Genomic DNA, 20,920 nt, shown 5'->3' with positions numbered 1-20,920 from the left:
GGGTTCTTTTTTATGCCCTTAAGATTTGAATGTTCGTTTAAAGCATTAAATATTTGATGAAACAGCTGAAATAACCTTATATTTCTATTAGTATTTTAAGTATTTAATATTTATAACTTGGGGAAATTAATGTTCAGTAATGAATTACTTAGCGAAGCTCGGCAATTCATGTTCAGATTGCTTAAAAGCGTTTTTGACCATGAGGGATCGGATTTATTTATTTCAGCTGATTTTCCACCAAGTATGAAACATCAAGGTGCAATGAAGCCTTTAAGTTCTCAAGCTCTGACTGCAGAAAAAACAAAGCTATTCGCTTATAGCTTAATGAATGAAAAACAAAGAGCAGAATTTGAGAGTGAATTAGAATGTAATTTTGCCATTAATGTCCCAGATGTATCGCGCTTTCGCGTGAATGTTTTTCAACAGCAACTTAATGTAGGGATGGTCATTCGTACCATTACCTCTGAAATTCCAAACTTTGAAAAGTTGAAATTACCAGAAACATTGAAAGATGTGGTAATGGAAAAGCGAGGTTTAATTCTAGTGGTTGGTGGCACTGGATCGGGTAAATCTACTTCACTTGCTGCCATGATTGATTACCGTAATGAGAACTCAGCAGGGCACATCATTACTGTAGAAGATCCAGTTGAATACGTGCATAAACATAAAAAATCAATGGTCACTCACCGAGAAGTCGGAGTGGACTGTCACTCATGGCATAATGCGCTTAAAAATACACTTCGTCAGGCACCAGATGTAATTTTAATTGGCGAAATCCGTGATACGGAGACCATGGAGCATGCGATCGCTTTTGCAGAGACCGGTCATCTGTGCTTAGGCACGTTACATTCGAATAATGCCAATCAAACCTTGGATCGAATTATCAACTTTTTCCCTGAAGAACGGCGCAATCAGTTGCTTATGGATCTTTCATCAAATATGAAAGCCATTATTTCTCAACGTTTAGTTCGAACTGAAGATGGTGTCGGACGTAGAGCTGCTGTAGAGGTCATGCTAAATACACCTTTAGTTTCTGATTTGATTTTGAAAGGTAACTTTCATGAGTTGAAAGAAATTATGACCAAGTCGCGAGAACTTGGTATGCAAACATTTGACCAAGCATTATTTGATTTATATAACGAAGGTGCGATCAGTTATGATGAAGCCATTCGTAATGCTGACTCTAAAAATGAATTACGTCTACAGATTAAGCTAAAAAGTACACGCGTCCGAGAGAATGCTGAAACCTCTTCACAAACCTTCAGTATGTTTGATGAAGATGCAGAGAGCTAATTAAATAAAAAAGCCTTCATCTGAAGGCTTTTTTTTGGACAAATTTTTAGCTATCTAGACCGTTTTAACTTTAGTTTGAACAACGAAGCGGTAAAACAGCAAGCTCAAAAGCGTCAATATAGCGCATAATATATATGCAATCGAATACTGATAGTGTGTGATCACAATACCTAGAATAAAAGAACCTAATGCGATGCCAATATCGTAAAAGGTGTAAAAAGTTGAACTCGCATGTCCAACTCGTTCACGTGCAACAGCTTGAATGGCTTGCGTTTGGAGACATGGCTGAGCAGACCCAAAGCCTATACCAATAAAGACAGCAGATATCAATAATCCGGCAGCAGAATGAATTTGGCTTAGAATGAATAGCCCAATGCTAAAGCTCACAATCGCTGGATAGACAACGTAGGCAGGACCCTTAGAGTCATATAACTTTCCTGTGAAGGGTCTTAGAAGCATCATGGAAATTGCAAAAACAGCAAAGAATAAGCTCGCATAGGTCAATAAATTTTTTGATTCAGCATATGTCGAGATAAAAGACATGATACTTGCATAAGAAAATGAGATGAGCATCGCCATCATCGCAACAGGTAAAGCTTTAATCTCAACAAAATCATGAACACTAATTTTTGTTTTGCGCTTAACAGTTTGAAATTGTGTCTGGATCGGGATCAAAAAGCAGAACAAATAACCAATAAAAACAATTGCAGCTAAAAGTGTAGCCACTGGAATATATCCCCATGGTTGAATGAGAATCAAGCCCAACATGGGTCCTAGTACAATGGCAAGATTGACTGACATGACAAAATAGCCCATGCCTTCACCTTTACGCTGATTTGGAATGAAGTCATTGACGATTGGTATCATGGCAGTGGTCAAAATACTGAACCAAATTCCTTGTAGTAACCGAATGACCAGTAATAAGGTTAGATTATCAGCAAAGATATAAGCGAAAGAGAGCAGTACAAAAAATGACTCAGAGATATAAAGTGCTTTTTTAAGCCCAATCTTCTCGATAATGAGACCGGTAAACGGTCGTATTGCGATCGATGAAGCTAGAAACAAAGTCAGTGCAAGCCCAGCTTGGGTAATATTACCATTTAAATCATTAAGAATATAAATTGGCAATATCGTTGTCTGAGCAAAATAGAAGATGAAAATAAATAAGTTATTAATTAGACACAGAATAAAAGATTTATTCCATAGATGCTCAGCATGTATAGAAGACATAGACAACCTTGAAATATTGAACCATTAAAAGCTTCAATCTGTGCCAAATAAAATTATTTTTGGTTTTGGTCAGCAATGAAGTAGGGAGAGAAGTTGAATTAATTATAATCAAATTACATGAAAATTACAGCAAAAAGTGAGCCATTCATCCGAAAATGTATAAATAAAAAACCAGTCCGAAGACTGGTCATAAATATCACAAACCTGATTCATAATCTGTATTTGAGAGAAGTTGTTCTACATCTGCCAAATTAGATGGTTTAATTTTGTAGATCCAGCCTTTGCCATAGGGATCATCATTTACAAAATCTGGATCATCTTCTAGATTTTCATTAATTTCTACAACTACACCACTTACAGGAGCATGAATATCAGAAGCTGTTTTCACAGACTCAACTACACCCGCTTGTTCACCAGCAGTCAATTCACGACCTACTTCAGGTGCTTCTACATAGACAAGATCACCCAATGCATCTTGTGCGTGATCTGAGATCCCAGTAACAACGAGATCACCTTCAATACGTACCCATTCGTGTGTGCGAGCATATTTAAGCTCTGAAGGATGATTCATCACGACTCCTCAATTCGATTTGAAAAATTTTCTTGTGTTATACAGTGTTTTATTTAAAAACGAAAGTTCTATAAATATGGATCTTTACGCCAACTGCTTGGACTTCGACCACTCCAACGTTTAAATGCACGACTGAAATTCGCAACATCTGAATAACCGAGTTCATCTGCGATTTGTTCAAGTGAATAGTCAGTACGTGACAGTAGGGAGGTTGCATGACGATATCGAACTTCATCCACTAAGGTTGAAAAAGAAGTTCCTTCTGCAGCCAACTGACGTTTCAGTGTACGATCAGACATATGCAGGCGATCTGCCACATTTTCAATACTTAAATAGTGCTGTTCAGAATGTGTCAAAATATCGCGAACACGCATTGAAATTCGACGGCGTTCTCCAAGCTCTGATAGTTCTGCTTCACACTGATTAATTGCAATTTGACTGGCAATCGGATCTGCGTTAACCATCTTCAAGCCTAAATAACTTTTATCGAAACTGGCAAGAAAATGAGTCTGGTCAAAATGAATAATCGTTTTAGGGTGTAGACGACTGATGTATTTGTCAAAGCCTTCAGGTTTAGGAAAGTCGAAATTAATTTCGCCATACAAATCATTTATGCCTGTCAGTGCTTTTGCCATGGTAATGACACCAAAAGTCAAAGCCATGACAATTTCAGTTCTCAGCGGTTCAAGATCAATATCACATTGTAACTGCAAAGAAACTTGTTCTGTAAATGTCGAGAAATGAAATTGCAGAAAAGGCATACGCAGTTGTATAAAGCGATTGGCTAAAATAAGTGCATCAGTAATCTCATTCGAGGTCATAATGGCATAGCCAATAAAACCATGGATAGAAATCCGCATTTGGTTTCCAAGATGATAACCAAGAGAACTTTCACCTGTCATTTTGCGCGCGAGAATAATCATCTCATTCGCTACATGTAGTGGAATTCTAAATTCAGGATCGGCAAGTTGCTCGTTGGTGAATCCAAAGGGAGCGAATAGCGACTCAGCACTATAACCCCAACGAGAAACAACATCTAAAAGTAAGAGTCCGTAAACACCTGGAATGCCTAAATCTGGGCGAACTGAAACTGTTTTCATGTGCGATCCATTGCTTTACACAATTTTTTTCATAATTTTTGGTGAAAATAATACTGACATAAATTCCAGATAGAAAATACCAATTTTGTCGGACAAATCTAGTGTGAAACCGATGTTTAAGCCTTAAAAACGACAATTTTTGTGGTTGAAATCAACAAAACATCACCATGCTGATTTTTTGTTTGTGTGACATAACTCACAATTCCACGATCTAGCTTTGTTTTTGAAGGATTGATAGCAACAATTTCAACTTCCACATGCAAACGATCACCTGCACGAGCTGGTTTTGGCCATCTTAAGCTTGACTCTGAACCGATAAGCCCCTTGGCAATTGGAAAACATTCAGTCCAGAGACGCATGGTAATGGCTGAAGTTTGCCAACCACTGGCTGCGATACCTTGAAAAATAGGATGATCTTTTGCAGCCTCTTCATCAGTATGAAAGACTTGAGGGTCATATTTTTGTGCAAATTCTTTAATTTCTTCGAGTGTTAACTCATATTCACGACTTTTAAACTGATCACCCACTTTTAAATCATCAAGATAAAGCATCTTCGTCTAATTCCTTGTCTTTCACTTTTTGTTCAACTAAAAATCCACCCGTTTGGCGTTGCCAAAGTTGGGCATAAATTCCATTCTGTTGGATCAGCTCATCGTGAGATCCTTGTTCTACGATATTTCCTTGATCCAAAACAATTAATCGATCCATTTGAGCGATTGTTGAAAGGCGGTGTGCAATTGCAATTACCGTTTTACCTTCCATCAGGTCATCAAGGCTTGCCTGAATCGCAGCCTCCACTTCTGAATCGAGTGCGCTGGTTGCTTCATCTAAAATCAAAATTGGAGCATCTTTTAGGAATACCCGTGCAATTGCTATACGCTGTCTTTGCCCACCAGATAATTTTACACCACGCTCACCTACATAAGCGTCATATCCTGTCTGACCACGTAGATCTGTAAGCTGTGGAATAAACTCTTCTGCTCGAGCTTTACGGACAGCTTCATACATTTCTTCATCGGTCGCTTCAGGTCGACCATATTTAATATTCTCAGCAACACTTCGATGCAGCAAAGAAGTATCCTGCGTCACGAGAGCAATGTTTTTTCTTAAACTATCTTGGGTGACTTCATCAATCGCTTGGCCATCGATATAAATTTTACCTTGTTGGGTTTGATAAAAATGAAGTAGTAGTTGGATCAGTGTCGATTTTCCAGCACCAGACCGACCGACAATTCCAATTTTTTCACCCGGTTTAATTTCTAAATTCAAGTGATTAATAACATTTTTTTGATTATATGCAAAGCTCACATTATCAAATTTAATCGCACCAGAGTGTACCTCGAGTGGCAGTGCAGCTTCTTTGTCTTGAATTGCTATTGGTTTGGCTAGCGTGGTCATCCCATCTTGGATGGTACCAATATTTTCAAATAAGGCTGAAGTTTGCCACATCATAAAAGAAGCCATACTATTCAGCTTTAAAATCATGGCTGTCGTTGCGGCGATCACACCGATGTTTGCTTCACCAATAAACCAAAGCCAAACTGCTGTACCTAAAACGCCAAAAAATAAAATTGCGGTCAGTAGATTAATGCTAATTTCATAAGCAGTTCCCAGACGCATCTGGGTATACACCGTCTTCATAAAAAGTTGCATAGACTCTTTGGCATATTGGCTTTCACGACCAGCATGTGCAAACAATTTTACTGTTTGTATATTTGTATAAGCATCAGTCACACGACCAGTCATCACCGCGCGTGCATCAGCCTGCTTTTTTGAAATTTTTCCAAGTCGCGGGATAAAGAAGGATGCCGCGCCAATGAATAAAATCAGCCATGCCATCAGGGGAATAAGGAGAAGAGGGGAGACGTTTCCTAAAACCACACTGATGGTAATAAAATAAATCACCACATAAGTAACGATATCCCCCAAAATTACCCAAAATTCACGAACTGCAAGTGAAGTTTGCATGACTTTAGCTGACAATCGACCTGCAAAATCATTATGAAAAAAGTCCAAGCCTTGAAGAAGTAATAAATTGTGAAAACGCCAACGCAAGCGCATTGGAAAGCTGCTGAATAATATCTGATGCCTTATGATTGATTGCAAACTTGCAAAGAAAATATTAGCAAGTAAAAAACCAGACAAAATCATCAGATTTGTTTGGTTATTTTCGAGAAAATTTTGAGGCGTCGATGCGGACAACCAATCAACTAAATGACCAATTTGAGAGAAGAAAATAGCTTCAAATGAAGCTGTTGCTGCAGTAAATAACACCAACACCAAGAGATAGCGCTTAACTCCTGATGCTGCTTGCCAAACAAATGGAAAAAATTTCTTCGGCAAGGGCTGATTTAAATCTTTGGATGGATATGGATCAACGAGTCTTTCAAACCACTGCAGCATACGACTAATCTTAATTCATCTAATCAAAACTCAGTTTACTGTGTCTTGAGGAATCTTGAAATCATTCCCAGAAGGAATCTGGAATATTTTTAATCCAAACTCAGGAAGAATCGCCAAAAGATGATCAAAAATATCGGATTGGATCGCCTCATAAGCCACCCATGCTGTCGTATTTGTAAAAGCATAAATTTCTATAGGCAAACCTTCACCTGTCGGTTGTAATTGACGAACGATTAAGGACTGATTTTGTGCAATACCTGGATGATTTTTTAAATAGTATTCAATATATGCGCGGAATGTTCCTAAATTGGTTAAACGACGTTGGTTATTGACCCCATTATTTGCGTATTGCTGATTAAAGTTTTTTAACTCAGTTTGTTTCTCATCCAGATACTTTTCTAAAATCAGAAATTCTTTAAGTTTGCTGTATTCCATTGCAGATAAGAAGTGAACACTATTTTGATCGATATAGAGTGCACGTTTAATACGACGAACACCTTGCTCTTGCATACCTCGCCAGTTCTTAAAAGTATCTGTCACCAAACGATTGGTCGGAATAGTGGTATAGGTCTTATCAAAGTTTTGTACGGTCACCGTATGTAATGACATATCAATGACATCGCCATCCGCATTTAAGGTTGGCATTTCAATCCAATCACCAATCCGAACCATGTCATATGAAGAGATTTGAACTGAAGCCACTAGAGATAGAATTGTATTTTGGAAAACCAGCATGAGCACTGCTGCCATTGCCCCGAAACCTGCCAATAGCGTGAAAACATCTTTTTTAAGAAATGTTCCTATGACCATCAGTGCACAAACAACAAAAATAATGAGTTTAACTAACTGTAAATAACCCTTAATTGGCTTATTGTGAGATTTAGGATTACGTTGATAAATAATATTAAAAATGGTGAGAAGCTGACTAATTGCCAAGGCAATGGTTAAGAAAATGAAGGCTTGTGCAAACATCTGAATCAATGTAATGACTTTTTCAGACAGGTGAGGAACCGTCACAATTCCATTCATAATCACCAATGCTGGGACAATGTTTGCAATTCTTCGAATAACGCTATGTTCCGCTAAGACATCACTATAACTAAAACGTAGTTTGCTAATAATTTTGCGAATACCACGGACGACCACTTGTTTAGCAATAAAATTTGCGATAAATGCAATGAGAATAAGAATGCTCAGAGAGGTCAACATCTCTAACCAAGGAAATTGATCTGACCATTCTTGGATTTGAGTTACAAAATTTAATCTGTCCAACTTGATCACCTCTAAATGAATTGGCATTAGCTTAATGGTTTAAGTTATTAAATTTATTAGAGTTAACGTTTATCAAACAGAATAGATTAAATTAATTACTTGAAATACATTTTATGAAATTCTATTTTAAATAAAATTAATGTGAAATAAGTCACACTATAAAAATTTCGTAGATTATCGTCATTACATTTTCAAATTATAAAACCCATATTTAAATCTAATTTAATCTTTTTTATATCGATCTCTCTGTGTTCTTTGCTTTTTGCGAAAGCTCCTCAAAGAAGCATTATTGAACTTGCTCATCTTCAGCAGTTAGAAAATGAAAAAATAATGAGAGAAAGTCAATCCATTGATTTTTTTGAGCTCTCCAAAATACCATCGATTGAAAAAAAATCGAATCAGAGAATAGAAGACGAGCGCAGAAAATTGATAGACTCATCTCGTGATGATTGGAAGCAGCAATATGACTCAAAGCAACTTAATCGTGAATTTATACTTGCTGAACCGCAATCTGAATCACATATAAAGCGTTAAAAAAGCCTAATAAATTAGGCTTTAGAGTAATTTACCACATTAAATCATCTGGAATAACATAAGCTGCATATGGATCTTCCTCATCTGTAATAGCTTCATTTTTCTCAGCATTATTCACAATAATAAATCCTTCGACTTTTTCATTAATCCGCTCAGATAGCGCTCTTGGTAGAACTGCATAACCGGCTTGATCTTTAGCGATGACTAATGTGCCTGCCACGAGTGCATTGTAAACTTGTTGATTAATATAAATTTTCTTGATTTTATTTTCATCAACGAACTGGTAGCTGATTTCACCATCAATATCTTTGATTTTATGTTGACCAATCATTTGCACTACTGCTGCACGTAATGCTTTTTCATCTTGCTGGCGTTTGATTTCAAGATTAAGATTCTGATCTTTTTCTAGTTTTTGCTTTAAATCTTGTTCAATTTTAGCTTTAATCTCAGCTTCGTTGCTTTGACCCGTGCGTTGCTCATGCACAGCTTGTTTAGAAAGTTTTTTAGCCTTTTTTTGATCGACTAAACCAGCTTTGAGCAATTGTGCTTGCAAGGCATTTTTTACCATGAGTAATACCAACTACGATTTTTGAAAATAACAATGACGGAAATATAAAATCCAATAGATCAGGGTCAGTAAAAAACTTAAACCTGCAGGAATTAAAAACGCTTCTAATTGTAAATAAGGATAGCTGAATGCCGCAACAGTACTGCCAATAATAAAACCAAATAAAATCACTAAATGCAAAATAACTTTTCTGGATTCCGTTGTAAGACCTCTTACAAAATATCCAAATGCTAAACCAAGATCGGTTAAGACACCAGAAAGGTGAGTCGTGCGTATAATCGCACCTTTATAATGACTTACCATGGCATTTTGTACACCCATCGCACAACATGCCCATAGCAGTGCATAACGAGGATAATAGGGAATAAATACCCAACAGAGCAGAATAAAAAGAGTCACTAAACTCAATGGTAGACCATATCTGCGCCCGAGTTTAAATTGACTATTCCCCAATATCAGACCGCTAAAACTAGAGCCTAAAACATAACTCAGGATAATAAGAATAAGAAAAATTACAGCTTTGAAATCATGGTCAATAAGACCGATGGCAAGCAAACTTGCATTGCCTGTCATGTGTGAAACTGACTGATGTAATAAAGAAATGAGACCCAAAACGTTGATCATGCCTGCATTTACTGCAAGCATGAAAGCCCCAAATTGTACCCAGTTTGGAAGGAATTGAAATGGCATATCTTTCATTCTAAAAGTTTATGCCATGAATATATTATTTTGAAGGAGCGCGATCAACCGCAGCAGTAAACAATACATCTGTAGATGAGTTGAGGGCTGTTTCAGTTGAATCTTGTAGAACACTGATCACCATACCGATGGCTACAACTTGCATAGCCACATCTGGTGAAATATTGAATAAGCCACAAGCGACAGGAATCAATAACAGTGAACCACCCGCTACACCTGAAGCACCGCAGGCAGAAACAGTAGCCACAACAGAAAGAACAAGCATTGTAGTAAAGTCAACGGAAATACCAAGTGTATTCACCGCTGCTAATGTTAATACAGTAATCGTTACTGATGCGCCCGCCATATTAATTGCAGCTCCCAACGGGATTGCTACACTCGATGTCGATTCATTCACGCCCAAACGCTTGGCAAGATCCAAGTTCACCGGAATATTTGCTGCTGAACTACGGGTGAAAAATGCGGTGATCCCACTTTCACGTAGACATTGAATAACCAATGGATAAGGATTTGAACGCGTAACAAATGCCACCATAATTGGGTTAATTACAAGTGCAACAAAGAACATAGTCCCTAATAGAACAGACAATAATTGTGCATAACTTGCTAAGGTTTTAAGACCTGCATCTGCAAAAGTCACTGCAACAAGTCCCAAAATACCGAAAGGTGCAAAACTGATGACAAGACGAATCACGTGATTCACGGCATTCGCAGCATCCGTCAGACACTGTTTTGTGGTGTCTGTGGCATGACGAAATGCTATACCCAGTGCAACAGCCCAACCCAAAATCCCAATAAAGTTTGCTTCACTTAATGCAACGATAGGATTCGCAACAAAACTGAGTAATAAATTTTTAAGAATTTCAGTCAAGCTGCCAGGTGGTTGTAAATCAGCTTGCGCAGCGACATCTAAGAAAAGAGTGCTTGGAAATAAATTACTCACAATGACAGCAGTTAACGCAGATAAAAACATACCTACGGCATACATCATCATAATGGGTTTGATTTTCGCACTGCTGCTATCACCAACTTTAAAGTTTGCAATCGAAGAAAGGACCAAAACAAAAACAAGAATTGGTGCAACAGATTTAAGGGCTTTAATAAATAAATCACCCAGCAAGCTTAATTGTGGTGCAACTTGAGGAAAAAATATAGCCACCAAAACGCCAAGAATAATGGCGATAATGATTTTGGTGACTAAACTCAAACGTGCTAGAGCAGTGAACATAACTGAACCTAATAATGCCGAGTCTGGCTTAAAATCGGATAAATAAGTGGGGTATTCTATACTTAAAAATGATTTTAAATATAAAACTTATTCATAATAAAAATTAAGTGAATCAAATCACTGGATTTTTTTTGATAATTCTTACTTAAGAATATCAAATTCTTATGCAAAAGATGATTTATTTTCGCTGAAATGCGGGTCTAATTCATACACTGCTTGGAAATGAGTGAGGTATATTTTACCTGTCAGATGATGTATCCAATTGGTTGAATTTAAGCGATCCATAACAGGACCTTTAACTTCGCTTAAGTGTAGTTGAATATTGAGTTTAGATAACTCAGAATTCATTTCTTCAAGAGTCTCTAAAGCTGAATAGTCAATATTACTAATACTGGAACAGTTAATGACCACATGTTGAAGCTCATCATGTTGGCTAACCTCTGAAATAATAAATTCCTTCAGGGTGTTTGCATTGAGAAAACTCAAATTTTCATCAATTCTCACCGAAACGAGCCTTTTACTGGTAATAACCTGGTGTCTTGAAATATTTCTAAAATGCTGCGTGCCTTCAACGAGACCAATCACTGCAATATGTGGACGGCTAATTCTCCATAATAGCAACACAAATGTTGAAATAATACCCACCATTAAGCCTGTCGTAATATCTACACACAGCACTCCTAAAAATGTAAGAGTCATTGCTAAACCATCTGCTTTAGAATATTTCCAAGCCTCTATAAATGGTTTAATTTCAACAAGTTTCCATATCGACACAATGATTGTTGCAGCCAATACTCCTAAAGGTAAATATTCAAATAGGCTTGTAAAATATAGACTGACCACAATAATAAGTAGCGAGGATAAAACCCCAGCCATAGGTGTTTTTGCACCAGCATCAGCATTGACCACTGTACGTGATAAGCTACCAGTGACAGGAAATGCGCCACTGATTCCAGCGCCAAAATTTGCAACACCGAGCGCAACAAGCTCTTGATTACTGTTCAAATTACTACGTGATTGAAAAGCCGTAGCTTGCGCGATCGAAATAGATTCAACGAAACTCACCATAGCGATCATTACTGCGCCAGGAAGCAATATTTTTACCATGTCCCAAGTCCAGTACGGCATTTGAATAGGGGGTAATCCACTTGGAATTTCACCTACTGTTTTAATTCCATAGGCAGTTAAATCAAAGGATTGAACCAGTAAGATTGAAAAAAGCACTAAGCATAACGGTAATGCTTTTTGTACAAATTGCATTAATTTTTGATGATTTGAAAATGCTGGAATTTTAAGTAATTGTGGTAAATAAATGAGCGCTAAAATTGAAGCTAAACCCAAAGATAAGCTGGCCAAATCATATAAAGAAATATATTTAGCCAAACTCGTAAAAAATTCGATTAAATTACTGGATTGCAATGGAATATTAAGAATAAATTTTATTTGACCTAATGCAATTAAGACAGCTGAAGCAATGATAAAACTCTTAATCACAGGATGGCTAATGAGACGAATCAAAAAACCAAATCTAAATAGTCCCAATAAAAATGAAATTATGCCAACCATTACTGCTAGCAAATAGGAAGCTTGAATATAGACTGGTGAACCCACTTCATATAATGGCTTTAATGTAGCAAAAGTCATCATGGAGATTAATGCAACTGGACCAATTGAAAGGGTAGTACTCCCTCCAATCAATGCATAAGCAATCATAGGGATAATACTGGCATATAACCCCATAATTGGAGGTAAGCCTGCAATCATGGCATATGCCATGCCTTGTGGTACAAGCATTGCAAGCACGATCACAGATGCAAGAAGATCAGATTTAAAATCTTGAGTATTGTATTTTCTTAACCATTTCCAAGCTGGGATGATTCGTTCCACAGAATGCTTCGTTAAATCCATACAAATCTCTAAATCACATTTATGTATATATTATGCATAAAAAGTGATAAACAAGCACTGAGTATAGTTGATAAGGATCATCAAGAATTTGATTAATGATCCTTAGCGTATGAATTTAATCGAATATTTTTTTAAAAGGTTGTATCTGTTCAAGCTGATAAGCGAGATCTATCAGTAAACGTTCTTGTCCCAAATCAGCAGAAAGCTGAATACCTATCGGTCTTGAATCTAATTTGGTCATACCCATCGGCAATGATATCGCTGGAGCACCTGCGATATTTTGAATAGGTGTGAATGCCACATAATTCCTTAAACGCTCAAATAAAACATCAAATTCGAGTTGAGGTGAAAGATATCCAATTTGAGGCGAAACATGCGCTAAAACTGGCGAAAGGATGACATCATATTGTTGGAAGATTTGTTGATAGATGCGTTGGATTTGCTTTAAACGGTATAAAAATAAAGGGGTTTTATAGAAATTTTTCTTGTACAAGTTTGCAAGCCCAACTGTTAGATGATCTAACTCATTCACGTTAAAATCTTTGCTAAGTAGCGGTTTTCCAAACTGTTGAATCATAAATGATAAAAAACCCCAATAGTGGCTGAAATCATCTACAAACCAATCTGGAATAGGAAGTGAAAATTCTTCAATATGATGACCTAAATTCCTGAGTAATTGAGCAGTAGACTCAACAGTTTGACGGGTCTCAGCATCAGTATTGGTTTGTAATGAATCATAAACAAGACCAATCCGTAAAGGTTTGCTGGATGGATGCTGGATTAAGCCAATTTCGGGTAATTTTTTTGGCTTATATTGTTTTTCCATTTCAGCAAAGAAAAACGCGGTATCCCGCACAGAACGTGTTAAAACACCATCTGAAACAAGGTCAATTGGTAAATACTGCGAACCTTCATTTGGATACCAACGACCACGTGTCGGCTTTAAACCGACTAAACCGCAATTTGCTGCAGGAATTCGTATCGAACCACCACCATCATTTGCATGTGCAATTGGTACTACGCCTGAAGCTACTAGTGCCGCAGCTCCACCTGAAGAAGCTCCACACGAATAATCAGTATGCCAAGGATTGCGTGTGTAATCCCCAGACTTAAATTCTGTTGAAGCATTTAAGCCAAATTCAGGCATTTTGGATTTACCCAGTGCAATTAAGCCTGTATCTAACATTTGTTGAGTAATTTTAGAATTTTTGACCTTTTCCTTGGATTTGAACGATGTTGATCCTTGTTGCGTAGGAAAACCAATAAGATCCAAATTATCCTTAATAAATGTAGGGATTGCAGAAAAAATCTGATTTGGTTTAAAAGTAGGCGATTTAAGTATTTGTTCGAAGTTTTCGAATTCAATTGCATTTAGCAGAGGATTTAAGAATTTTGCGCGTTCAATCGTAGCTCTTATAACTTCATCAATTGAGATGTCTTTAGATTGAATTCTGTTTGAGAGCTCAATCGCATCACTCGTACCTAATATATCATCCGTGAAAGCGTGAATTCTTTTTTGATTTTCCATAATCGATTTTCTTTAAAATTGACTAAGCATATGTATACACATGAAATATTGATTTGTCGATTGACCAGAGATTGAATTACCACAATTTCGCATAATGTATATTATGTTAAATAGAGTATCTGGAACAACAACCCTTAACATTGGTTTATATAATTTGTGATGGCTAAGAATTCAGTATCAAGGAATCTTAGATAAAACCCGTCATTAAGAAAAAAATTTTGATGAAAGAATCAGATGTACTACATGCTCTGATTAAATATGACTTGAAGAATCTAAAAGCAGAAGAAGTTATAAAATGCCGAGAAGAAGTTTTAGGTAAGGAAGATTAACTGTCCTTTTATTCTCAAATTTAAGACTAGAGTCCACCATTAGATAACGTGGACTCCTTTTTTGTTCATAAAAAATCAATCTTCGCTGAAGTATTCACTTGTGCTTCCACCAGATTGATCACTTTCAAGAATATCTACAACGAAAGGAACATCAAACTCTTCTGGTACTGCTTCAGAATCATTTTGCGAAATATTTGGATCTATACTCATATCTAAGCCATTTTATAAAAGAAAATAAGAATCATAGATACCATAAAAAAGATACCTGCACCAATAGTAAACCTATATCCCCAAATCATTAATCCAGTTTTTTTCTCATTTTCTATGCGATATTTAGATATAATTTGAGCATAATTTTTCGCTAATGTTAAATAAACAGATTCTAATTTTTTCTCTTTAAAAAAATTGATAAGACTTTCATCTGAAGACATCTTTGCAACTGAACGAAGTTTTATGCTTGAGAGAATAAAGCCCCATGCAATACAGAAAAGAAAAAAAGTAATCGAAATAACCGCCTTAACTAATAAGAAATATAGATACTCTGGCTTTGAAGTCCACTCAAAAACCCATCTAACTATTAGGACATATGCAGTTATTGCTACAGTCAAAGCAGTTAAATATTTAGCTGCTTTATCTTCTAATTTACCAAATCTATTTTTTTCATCTTCAAGCTGAGCTTTTTGATATTCATAAAGAGCTTTATATTTCTCTCTATCAACCTTTGGTAACTCAGCTTTTGGTTCATCTTTTTTAAAAAAACGTTTAAATTTCATATTTACAATAGCTCAAACCATTTATTTAGGCACAGGTAAATCTGAAATTAATTTATAATCAATTCTACGTTGAATAAACTGTTCTTGCATCCATATAAGTAGCTTCATAACTAAAGTCACAAATACAATCATAATTTTCTTATTTAAATCAGCATCTTTATAAAGGTATTCCTGTTTTACTCGTTCACCAGTCGTCATGTTAGTTCCTTCTAAATATACACATAGCTGATCACAAGGCAGAAATCCACTATGACCTGAAGGTAAGGCATCAACTTTCAATCTAAGTGAATCTAAACGGCTATCTTCAAGTAAATATTGTCGACGATGTGAATATCTATTTCTTATGTCATTAAACTTGTCAATAGCATCGTAAAAATCTTCATTCAAACCTAGATTCTTAGATATATTTAATTTAGCTTTAAATGAAGGATTACTTCCTCGGCCTGAGAATAAATCATTTGTATGTGTAATTTTGGCACACCAAATATTAAGAAAATCTTCTAGAATTAAATGCCCACGTAAAATAACCCCCATAGTATCTGGGGAATTAATCATTGCACGATAATCATTATGATCAAAAACATTAGAGAAATCTCCTCCAATAGGTACATAGGTGGAATAATCTATTTGATTGTCAGTCATCTTTTTCTCAAGTATTAAGTCATTCTGAAGTCGCATAACTTCATTTTATGTTAAATAAAATATCTGAGACTGTAGGCCTACACAGTTTGTTTGCTGCTATGCTACAGCTCAGCAACATGAAAATTCACGTTGCTAAATATCTTAAGAAACATAATATAAGTTATTCAACAATCAGAATACCAGACATTATCAACTCCTATTACTTTATTTTAAACAGCACACCAATACTACCCATCGTCTTGTTACATGGCATAAAAGAACGAATGATTAGAATTCAAATTAGGAAAATTTTTTTTAAAACCAAAACACAATCTGTCATTTTTGATGGTTCATTGAGTATATACAGCAACGTTCTCAATTTTTAACTAGCTCAGGTTATAATGCTTATCTTAAACAATTCAGTTGATCAACTATGAACACCTCCAATGACCCTTTACATGGAAAAAAACTCGCTGACATTTTAGATGAGTTATTGGATTACTACGGAGGCTTTGAAGGATTAAGTCGTAAAATTGAAATTCGTTGTTTTTGCATCGACCCAAGTGTTAAATCATCTTTACGATTTCTACGGACTACTCCATGGGCACGTGAAAAAGTAGAAAGCTTATATTTGTATGTTCTCCGTCAAAAAGCTAAACAGAAATTGTAGCCAACAAAAAAACTCACGCTATGTTTAATCTTTTAGACCCAATCGTAGAATAGCCTTAATGAGTATCTATCGTTTTTGTTGACATCGTGTAGTTATGGGTGTAAGCCCCACTCTCCTACTACATAGGACAACGATCAATCATCTAAATCCAGTCTTATCAAGTCTAGAGCTAAAAGCTATAATATGTTTTTAAAAAGTTTTAGATCATATGCTCGAACTCATTCACTCATATCCTCAAGCCAAATTGGTGAATACCTTCCAAGCATTAGCGAATGAAGTTTTTGAAGACCATGTCAATGCTTTATGTTGGTATAGGCATTTAGATTACAATTTCAAAGAAATCGTTGAAAAACTTACACTCATAGAAGATATTACTGAAATTACCATCACTCAATTAGAGCAACTCAAACTTTCAGACTCTGCAATCAAAGCGAGAGACATTATCCTCAATGATATAATGTTACTCACCGAATTGGGTGCATCGCCGTCTTTAAACTTAATCAAAAAATATCAACGTGATGAAGAATTGAATTTTATCAGCACTGATGTATATTCTTTTCATGTAGATCGATCGCCATTAGCAACGGATACATATCTATGTACCTATTACGGGGCAGCTAGCGATATTATTTCCAATGATCAGGTTGAACAAAAAATTCATATTCCAGAAATCCGTCAAAAAATTAAATCATTGTTTGATGGCGAAGACCATGAGTTTGACGATTTTCTTGAAGAGACCTATATGGATCTTCACTATCAACCTAAAAATGGTGCAACACCTTTAAATTTAGGAATTGGTCATCTCTGGCGTTTGGCTGTAGATCATCCTGATCAGAAAGTACTTCCTTGTGTTCACCGTGCTCCAAAAGAAAATGCAGGAGAACTCAGATTACTCTTAATTTGTTAAGGAATTCCTTGCTCAATTTAGGCGAGCAATTCTTTTTCAGCTTCAAATGGATTAAAGAAATTACACCAAACGATTGGTCCTAAACTCATCTCCGAATCAGTAAGTAAACATTGATCAAAATTTTGGATTAATTGCTCTTTATCCATCTCTTGACCAATTAAAACAATTTCCTGTCTGGCATCACCCGTTTCTGGATGCCAACTCGATTCAATTTCCTGAATAGATTGCGTATCTTGTGGCCATTCCTCTTGTGGTACCGAAGCCCACCAATATCCTGCTTGACCATGCCGAGCCATACCTCCAGCTTGTGACCAAGACATAGCCATTGTTGGTTCCACAGCAAGCCAAAAAAATCCTTTTGAGCGTATAACACCTTTCCATTCTGAATGAATAAAATTGTAAAAACGTTGTGGGTGAAAGGGTCTTCTTGCTCTGTATACGAAACTTTCGATTCCATATTGTTCAGTTTCAGGCGTATGCTCTCCTCTTAATTCTTTTAACCAACCAGGTGCTTGTGAGGCTTCATCAAAATTAAAAAGCTCTGTGTTGAGTATTTTATCGAGTTCAACCTGACCAAATATGGATGCCTCAATTTTTGCTCTAGGGTTAAGCTTTTTGAGAATCGCATAAAGCTGGGACTTCTGATGCTCATCGATTAAATCAGTTTTGTTTAGAATAATAACATCACAAAATTCGATTTGATCTATCAGTAAATCCACAACAGTACGTTGGTCAAATTCTCCAAGTGATTCGCCACGCTCATGAAGAAGATCATATGAACGATAATCACGTAAAAAATTGAATGCATCGACTACGGTCACCATGGTATCTAAACGAGCGTACTCATTTAGAGATACGCCGTCTTCATCTTCAAACGTAAATGTTTCGGCTACAGGTAGAGGCTCTGATATTCCGGTAGATTCAATGACGAGTTGATCAAATTTTTTCTCTTCCGCTAATCGTCTTACTTCTACTAATAAATCTTCTCTCAAAGTACAGCAAATACATCCATTACTCATTTCAACGAGTTTTTCTTCCGTTCGTGATAATTCCGCCCCACCTTCTCTGACTAAAGCCGCATCAATATTGACTTCTGACATATCGTTCACAATTACTGCGACACGTTTTCCTTCTCTATTATTTAAAATATGATTTAAAAGTGTGGTTTTTCCTGCACCAAGAAATCCAGATAGCACAGTGACAGGTAATTTATACGGTTGTGAAGAATCAATATTCATGGTGAGTTACTCGTTTTCATGTTCAACCACATCATTTGATCGCTTATTGCAATCAATGAATGATCTTGATTTTTGAAATAACCTAAATCATAATTGCTATGTTATAACATTTCAATATGTTTATTATTTAGTTAAACTTTAATAAAATTTATTTATAGTGTTTCTAATTTGTATTCATCACTATAGAATCATAAGTAAAACTAAAGAATCTATAACTTAATTTTTATAATCATATGAGCATATAACAATGAATTTGACCGATCTCATTATTCGTACCACTTTAAGTACTTCTTTGTTACTTGGAGTTTCAAATGCGTATGCCGTGGTTGCAGGCGGAATGGTTTCGACTGACTACCATTGGAACAATATTCCTGCTAATGGCTTTGCAACACTCGAAAATCAAATCATCATTACCAATGAGCCAGGAAATGATGGTAATACATTTTGGGCCAATCAATTTTCAATCAAGCATGGTGATGGTGGCTATGTTGGATTGCAACAACGAAGCAATGATCAGAAATATTTAAATTTCTCAATCTGGAAAGCGACATCTTGGAAAACAGGATACCCTGCGTATTGCAGACAATTCGATCACGAAGGTGATGGCGTTCAATGTGATTTACCTTATGAATGGAAGGAAGGCACGAAATATAATTTTAAGATTGTGAAAAATAATGACAGTACAGTCTCAACCTTTGTTAAAGACATGAGTACTGGTAAACAACTTGAAATTGCAAAAATCAATGTGCCACAATTTTGGGGTGGTTTTGACAGCCTAACTACATTTACCGAAAATTTCAGACAACACAAACAAGCCAATGGCATTTATGGCTATAACAGCTGTGCTGATGTTCATACATCTGTTTCTGCGACCTATCCTGCAATAGCAAATTCTTCAATCAAGTCTAAATCACAAACGACTAAAACTTATGGAAACTGTGTACAAGTGGCATCAGCGCATTGCACGGATGATTCTACTTGTATTTCTACTGTGAATAATGCCAATTATACCCAGCAAAAACCTTTCATTTTGAAAAATGGTGCACGAGGTTTTTGTGCAGATAGCTTGAATGGTGGTCAACAAATGGGATTGTATTCATGTGATCTCAACAACGGTAATCAACGTCTGAGTACGGATCACACCCATCGCTTATATTTAACTCATCGGGATGCGTGTTTGATGGGCGATGTTAAAGATAATTTCGTTAAAGTTGCGCCGTGCAATAATGATAGTAGTCAACGATGGATGTATAGTCGCCACACAAGCCAATATATCAACTTAAAAACAGGTCTATGCCTTGATGCCGCTGATGGTGCAAATAGTATGGCACGCCTACAAATGATTGGATGTCAAAGCAATAATTCATATCAAACCTGGAAAATTACACGTTAACTTATTAAATTCAGAGCTTTAGCATTTAAAGCTCTGAATTTTAATGCTGAAATTTTAATTTTTTTGCTTTCTTTGAGTGACTCGTACTAATTTTAGTAAAATTAGATATCTAAATTAGAGATTTTACTCATAGATAAGCCAGCTCACTCAGGTTAAAAGCCTTCTTAATACTGGCTCAAAAAGCGAAATAAGTTCAATGATTTTAGGGAGATATTGTCTAAGGTATATTTGTAATATTGATGACAGCAATAAAATAAAAACAATTAAAAATATTCTTCATAAATCTTTGCTATTTTTCCGATAGCGCCGTTAATGATGAGAACAAAATTCTTCAAAATATTAAAACTTAATAAATGAGATTAGACGTTTAGTTATTTATCTCTGAAGATAGAAATCAAAAGCCCTATTTTAATATTGGAGAGAATCAAATTCTAACCTCATGTTTATTATGAACATTCATAGTTCTATTTTTTTAATCCATTGTCCTTCATGAATTATAAATTATAGGATATCTAGTTGATTTATGAATTTGGCTGAAATCAGTTAATACTTGAGCATAGTCATCTATGTAACAGCAAAAAATCTTAGTGAACTTTTTTCACAAGAACTATTTCTAAATAAATTCATGTGAAAAAATTGCGTAAAATTTTACTCT

20 protein-coding genes are annotated in these 20,920 nt (G+C 36.0%); 5 read left to right on the top strand and 15 right to left on the bottom strand.

Annotated features, from left to right (window positions below; genetic code table 11):
- The first annotated feature begins 129 nt into the window (after positions 1–129).
- The gene (locus AC1M9N_RS00155; protein ID WP_481954007.1) at positions 130–1,293 is read left to right on the top strand and encodes a PilT/PilU family type 4a pilus ATPase; all 1,164 of its coding nucleotides are present in this window, start codon (positions 130–132) and stop codon (positions 1,291–1,293) included.
- A gap of 54 nt (positions 1,294–1,347) precedes the next feature.
- On the opposite strand, the gene AC1M9N_RS00150 is transcribed toward AC1M9N_RS00155, so the two are convergent.
- From AC1M9N_RS00150 to AC1M9N_RS00125, 6 genes are all read right to left on the bottom strand, one after another.
- A complete protein-coding gene (locus AC1M9N_RS00150) occupies positions 1,348–2,523 on the bottom strand; it encodes an MFS transporter (protein ID WP_481609653.1) in 1,176 nt (391 codons plus the stop codon).
- 196 nt (positions 2,524–2,719) lie between these two features.
- Entirely contained in the window at positions 2,720–3,094 is a 375-nt protein-coding gene (gcvH, locus tag AC1M9N_RS00145; RefSeq protein ID WP_035267502.1) for a glycine cleavage system protein GcvH, read from the bottom strand.
- A 68-nt stretch (positions 3,095–3,162) separates the two neighbouring features.
- On the bottom strand, positions 3,163–4,194 hold the full coding sequence (locus AC1M9N_RS00140; RefSeq protein WP_179997980.1) for an AraC family transcriptional regulator: 1,032 nt from the start codon (positions 4,192–4,194) through the stop codon (positions 3,163–3,165).
- Positions 4,195–4,310: 116 nt separating this feature from the next.
- Positions 4,311–4,745 (bottom strand): MaoC family dehydratase, encoded by a 435-nt coding sequence (locus AC1M9N_RS00135; protein WP_035267505.1) that lies wholly within the window; start codon positions 4,743–4,745, stop codon positions 4,311–4,313.
- The gene (locus tag AC1M9N_RS00130; protein WP_481595268.1) at positions 4,732–6,597 is read right to left on the bottom strand and encodes an ABC transporter ATP-binding protein; all 1,866 of its coding nucleotides are present in this window, start codon (positions 6,595–6,597) and stop codon (positions 4,732–4,734) included. Before AC1M9N_RS00130 ends, AC1M9N_RS00135 begins: the two co-directional genes overlap by 14 nt.
- Positions 6,598–6,627: 30 nt before the next feature.
- Positions 6,628–7,869, bottom strand: a complete 1,242-nt coding sequence (locus AC1M9N_RS00125) for a mechanosensitive ion channel family protein (RefSeq protein ID WP_228143075.1) — start codon at positions 7,867–7,869, stop codon at positions 6,628–6,630.
- Between the two features lie 255 nt (positions 7,870–8,124).
- Between AC1M9N_RS00125 and AC1M9N_RS00120 the strand changes: the two genes are divergently transcribed.
- Positions 8,125–8,403 carry a hypothetical protein gene (locus AC1M9N_RS00120; protein ID WP_481954006.1) on the top strand — a complete coding sequence of 93 codons (279 nt, stop codon included), beginning with the start codon at positions 8,125–8,127 and terminating at the stop codon, positions 8,401–8,403.
- A 31-nt stretch (positions 8,404–8,434) separates the two neighbouring features.
- Here AC1M9N_RS00120 and AC1M9N_RS00115 read toward each other — a convergent pair whose 3' ends face one another.
- The 8 genes from AC1M9N_RS00115 to AC1M9N_RS00080 all read right to left on the bottom strand — a co-directional run bounded on the left by AC1M9N_RS00115 (position 8,435) and on the right by AC1M9N_RS00080 (position 16,078).
- Positions 8,435–8,971: a DUF2058 domain-containing protein gene (locus AC1M9N_RS00115; RefSeq protein WP_481595267.1), complete on the bottom strand. Its 537-nt coding sequence runs from the start codon at positions 8,969–8,971 to the stop codon at positions 8,435–8,437.
- Between the two features lie 12 nt (positions 8,972–8,983).
- A complete protein-coding gene (locus AC1M9N_RS00110; RefSeq protein ID WP_092766442.1) occupies positions 8,984–9,661 on the bottom strand; it encodes a YoaK family protein in 678 nt (225 codons plus the stop codon).
- Positions 9,662–9,695: 34 nt separating this feature from the next.
- A complete protein-coding gene (gene sstT, locus AC1M9N_RS00105; RefSeq protein ID WP_481954005.1) occupies positions 9,696–10,898 on the bottom strand; it encodes a serine/threonine transporter SstT in 1,203 nt (400 codons plus the stop codon).
- 162 nt (positions 10,899–11,060) lie between these two features.
- Complete coding sequence (locus AC1M9N_RS00100; RefSeq protein WP_481954004.1) at positions 11,061–12,806, bottom strand: SulP family inorganic anion transporter; 1,746 nt, start codon at positions 12,804–12,806, stop codon at positions 11,061–11,063.
- A 115-nt stretch (positions 12,807–12,921) separates the two neighbouring features.
- Positions 12,922–14,334 (bottom strand): amidase, encoded by a 1,413-nt coding sequence (locus tag AC1M9N_RS00095; protein ID WP_481954003.1) that lies wholly within the window; start codon positions 14,332–14,334, stop codon positions 12,922–12,924.
- 404 nt (positions 14,335–14,738) lie between these two features.
- A complete protein-coding gene (locus tag AC1M9N_RS00090) occupies positions 14,739–14,873 on the bottom strand; it encodes a hypothetical protein (RefSeq protein WP_257978080.1) in 135 nt (44 codons plus the stop codon).
- Positions 14,874–14,875: 2 nt separating this feature from the next.
- Positions 14,876–15,436, bottom strand: a complete 561-nt coding sequence (locus AC1M9N_RS00085; RefSeq protein WP_481954002.1) for a hypothetical protein — start codon at positions 15,434–15,436, stop codon at positions 14,876–14,878.
- Positions 15,437–15,457: 21 nt separating this feature from the next.
- The gene (locus tag AC1M9N_RS00080) at positions 15,458–16,078 is read right to left on the bottom strand and encodes a hypothetical protein (RefSeq protein ID WP_481954001.1); all 621 of its coding nucleotides are present in this window, start codon (positions 16,076–16,078) and stop codon (positions 15,458–15,460) included.
- Between the two features lie 412 nt (positions 16,079–16,490).
- On the opposite strand from AC1M9N_RS00080, the gene AC1M9N_RS00075 reads away from it, so the two are divergent.
- The gene (locus AC1M9N_RS00075) at positions 16,491–16,727 is read left to right on the top strand and encodes a VF530 family protein (RefSeq protein WP_035268632.1); all 237 of its coding nucleotides are present in this window, start codon (positions 16,491–16,493) and stop codon (positions 16,725–16,727) included.
- 208 nt (positions 16,728–16,935) lie between these two features.
- Positions 16,936–17,634, top strand: coding sequence for a DUF1826 domain-containing protein (locus tag AC1M9N_RS00070; protein ID WP_481954000.1), 699 nt, complete (start codon positions 16,936–16,938; stop codon positions 17,632–17,634).
- A gap of 17 nt (positions 17,635–17,651) precedes the next feature.
- Here AC1M9N_RS00070 and zigA read toward each other — a convergent pair whose 3' ends face one another.
- Positions 17,652–18,872: a zinc metallochaperone GTPase ZigA gene (gene zigA / locus AC1M9N_RS00065; RefSeq protein WP_481953999.1), complete on the bottom strand. Its 1,221-nt coding sequence runs from the start codon at positions 18,870–18,872 to the stop codon at positions 17,652–17,654.
- A 247-nt stretch (positions 18,873–19,119) separates the two neighbouring features.
- Between zigA and AC1M9N_RS00060 the strand changes: the two genes are divergently transcribed.
- Positions 19,120–20,265, top strand: coding sequence for an RICIN domain-containing protein (locus AC1M9N_RS00060; RefSeq protein WP_481953998.1), 1,146 nt, complete (start codon positions 19,120–19,122; stop codon positions 20,263–20,265).
- Positions 20,266–20,920 lie beyond the last annotated feature (655 nt).

Source organism: Acinetobacter sp. ANC_7655, from assembly GCF_056784015.1.
This window is presented reverse-complemented; position numbering and strand designations above follow the sequence as displayed.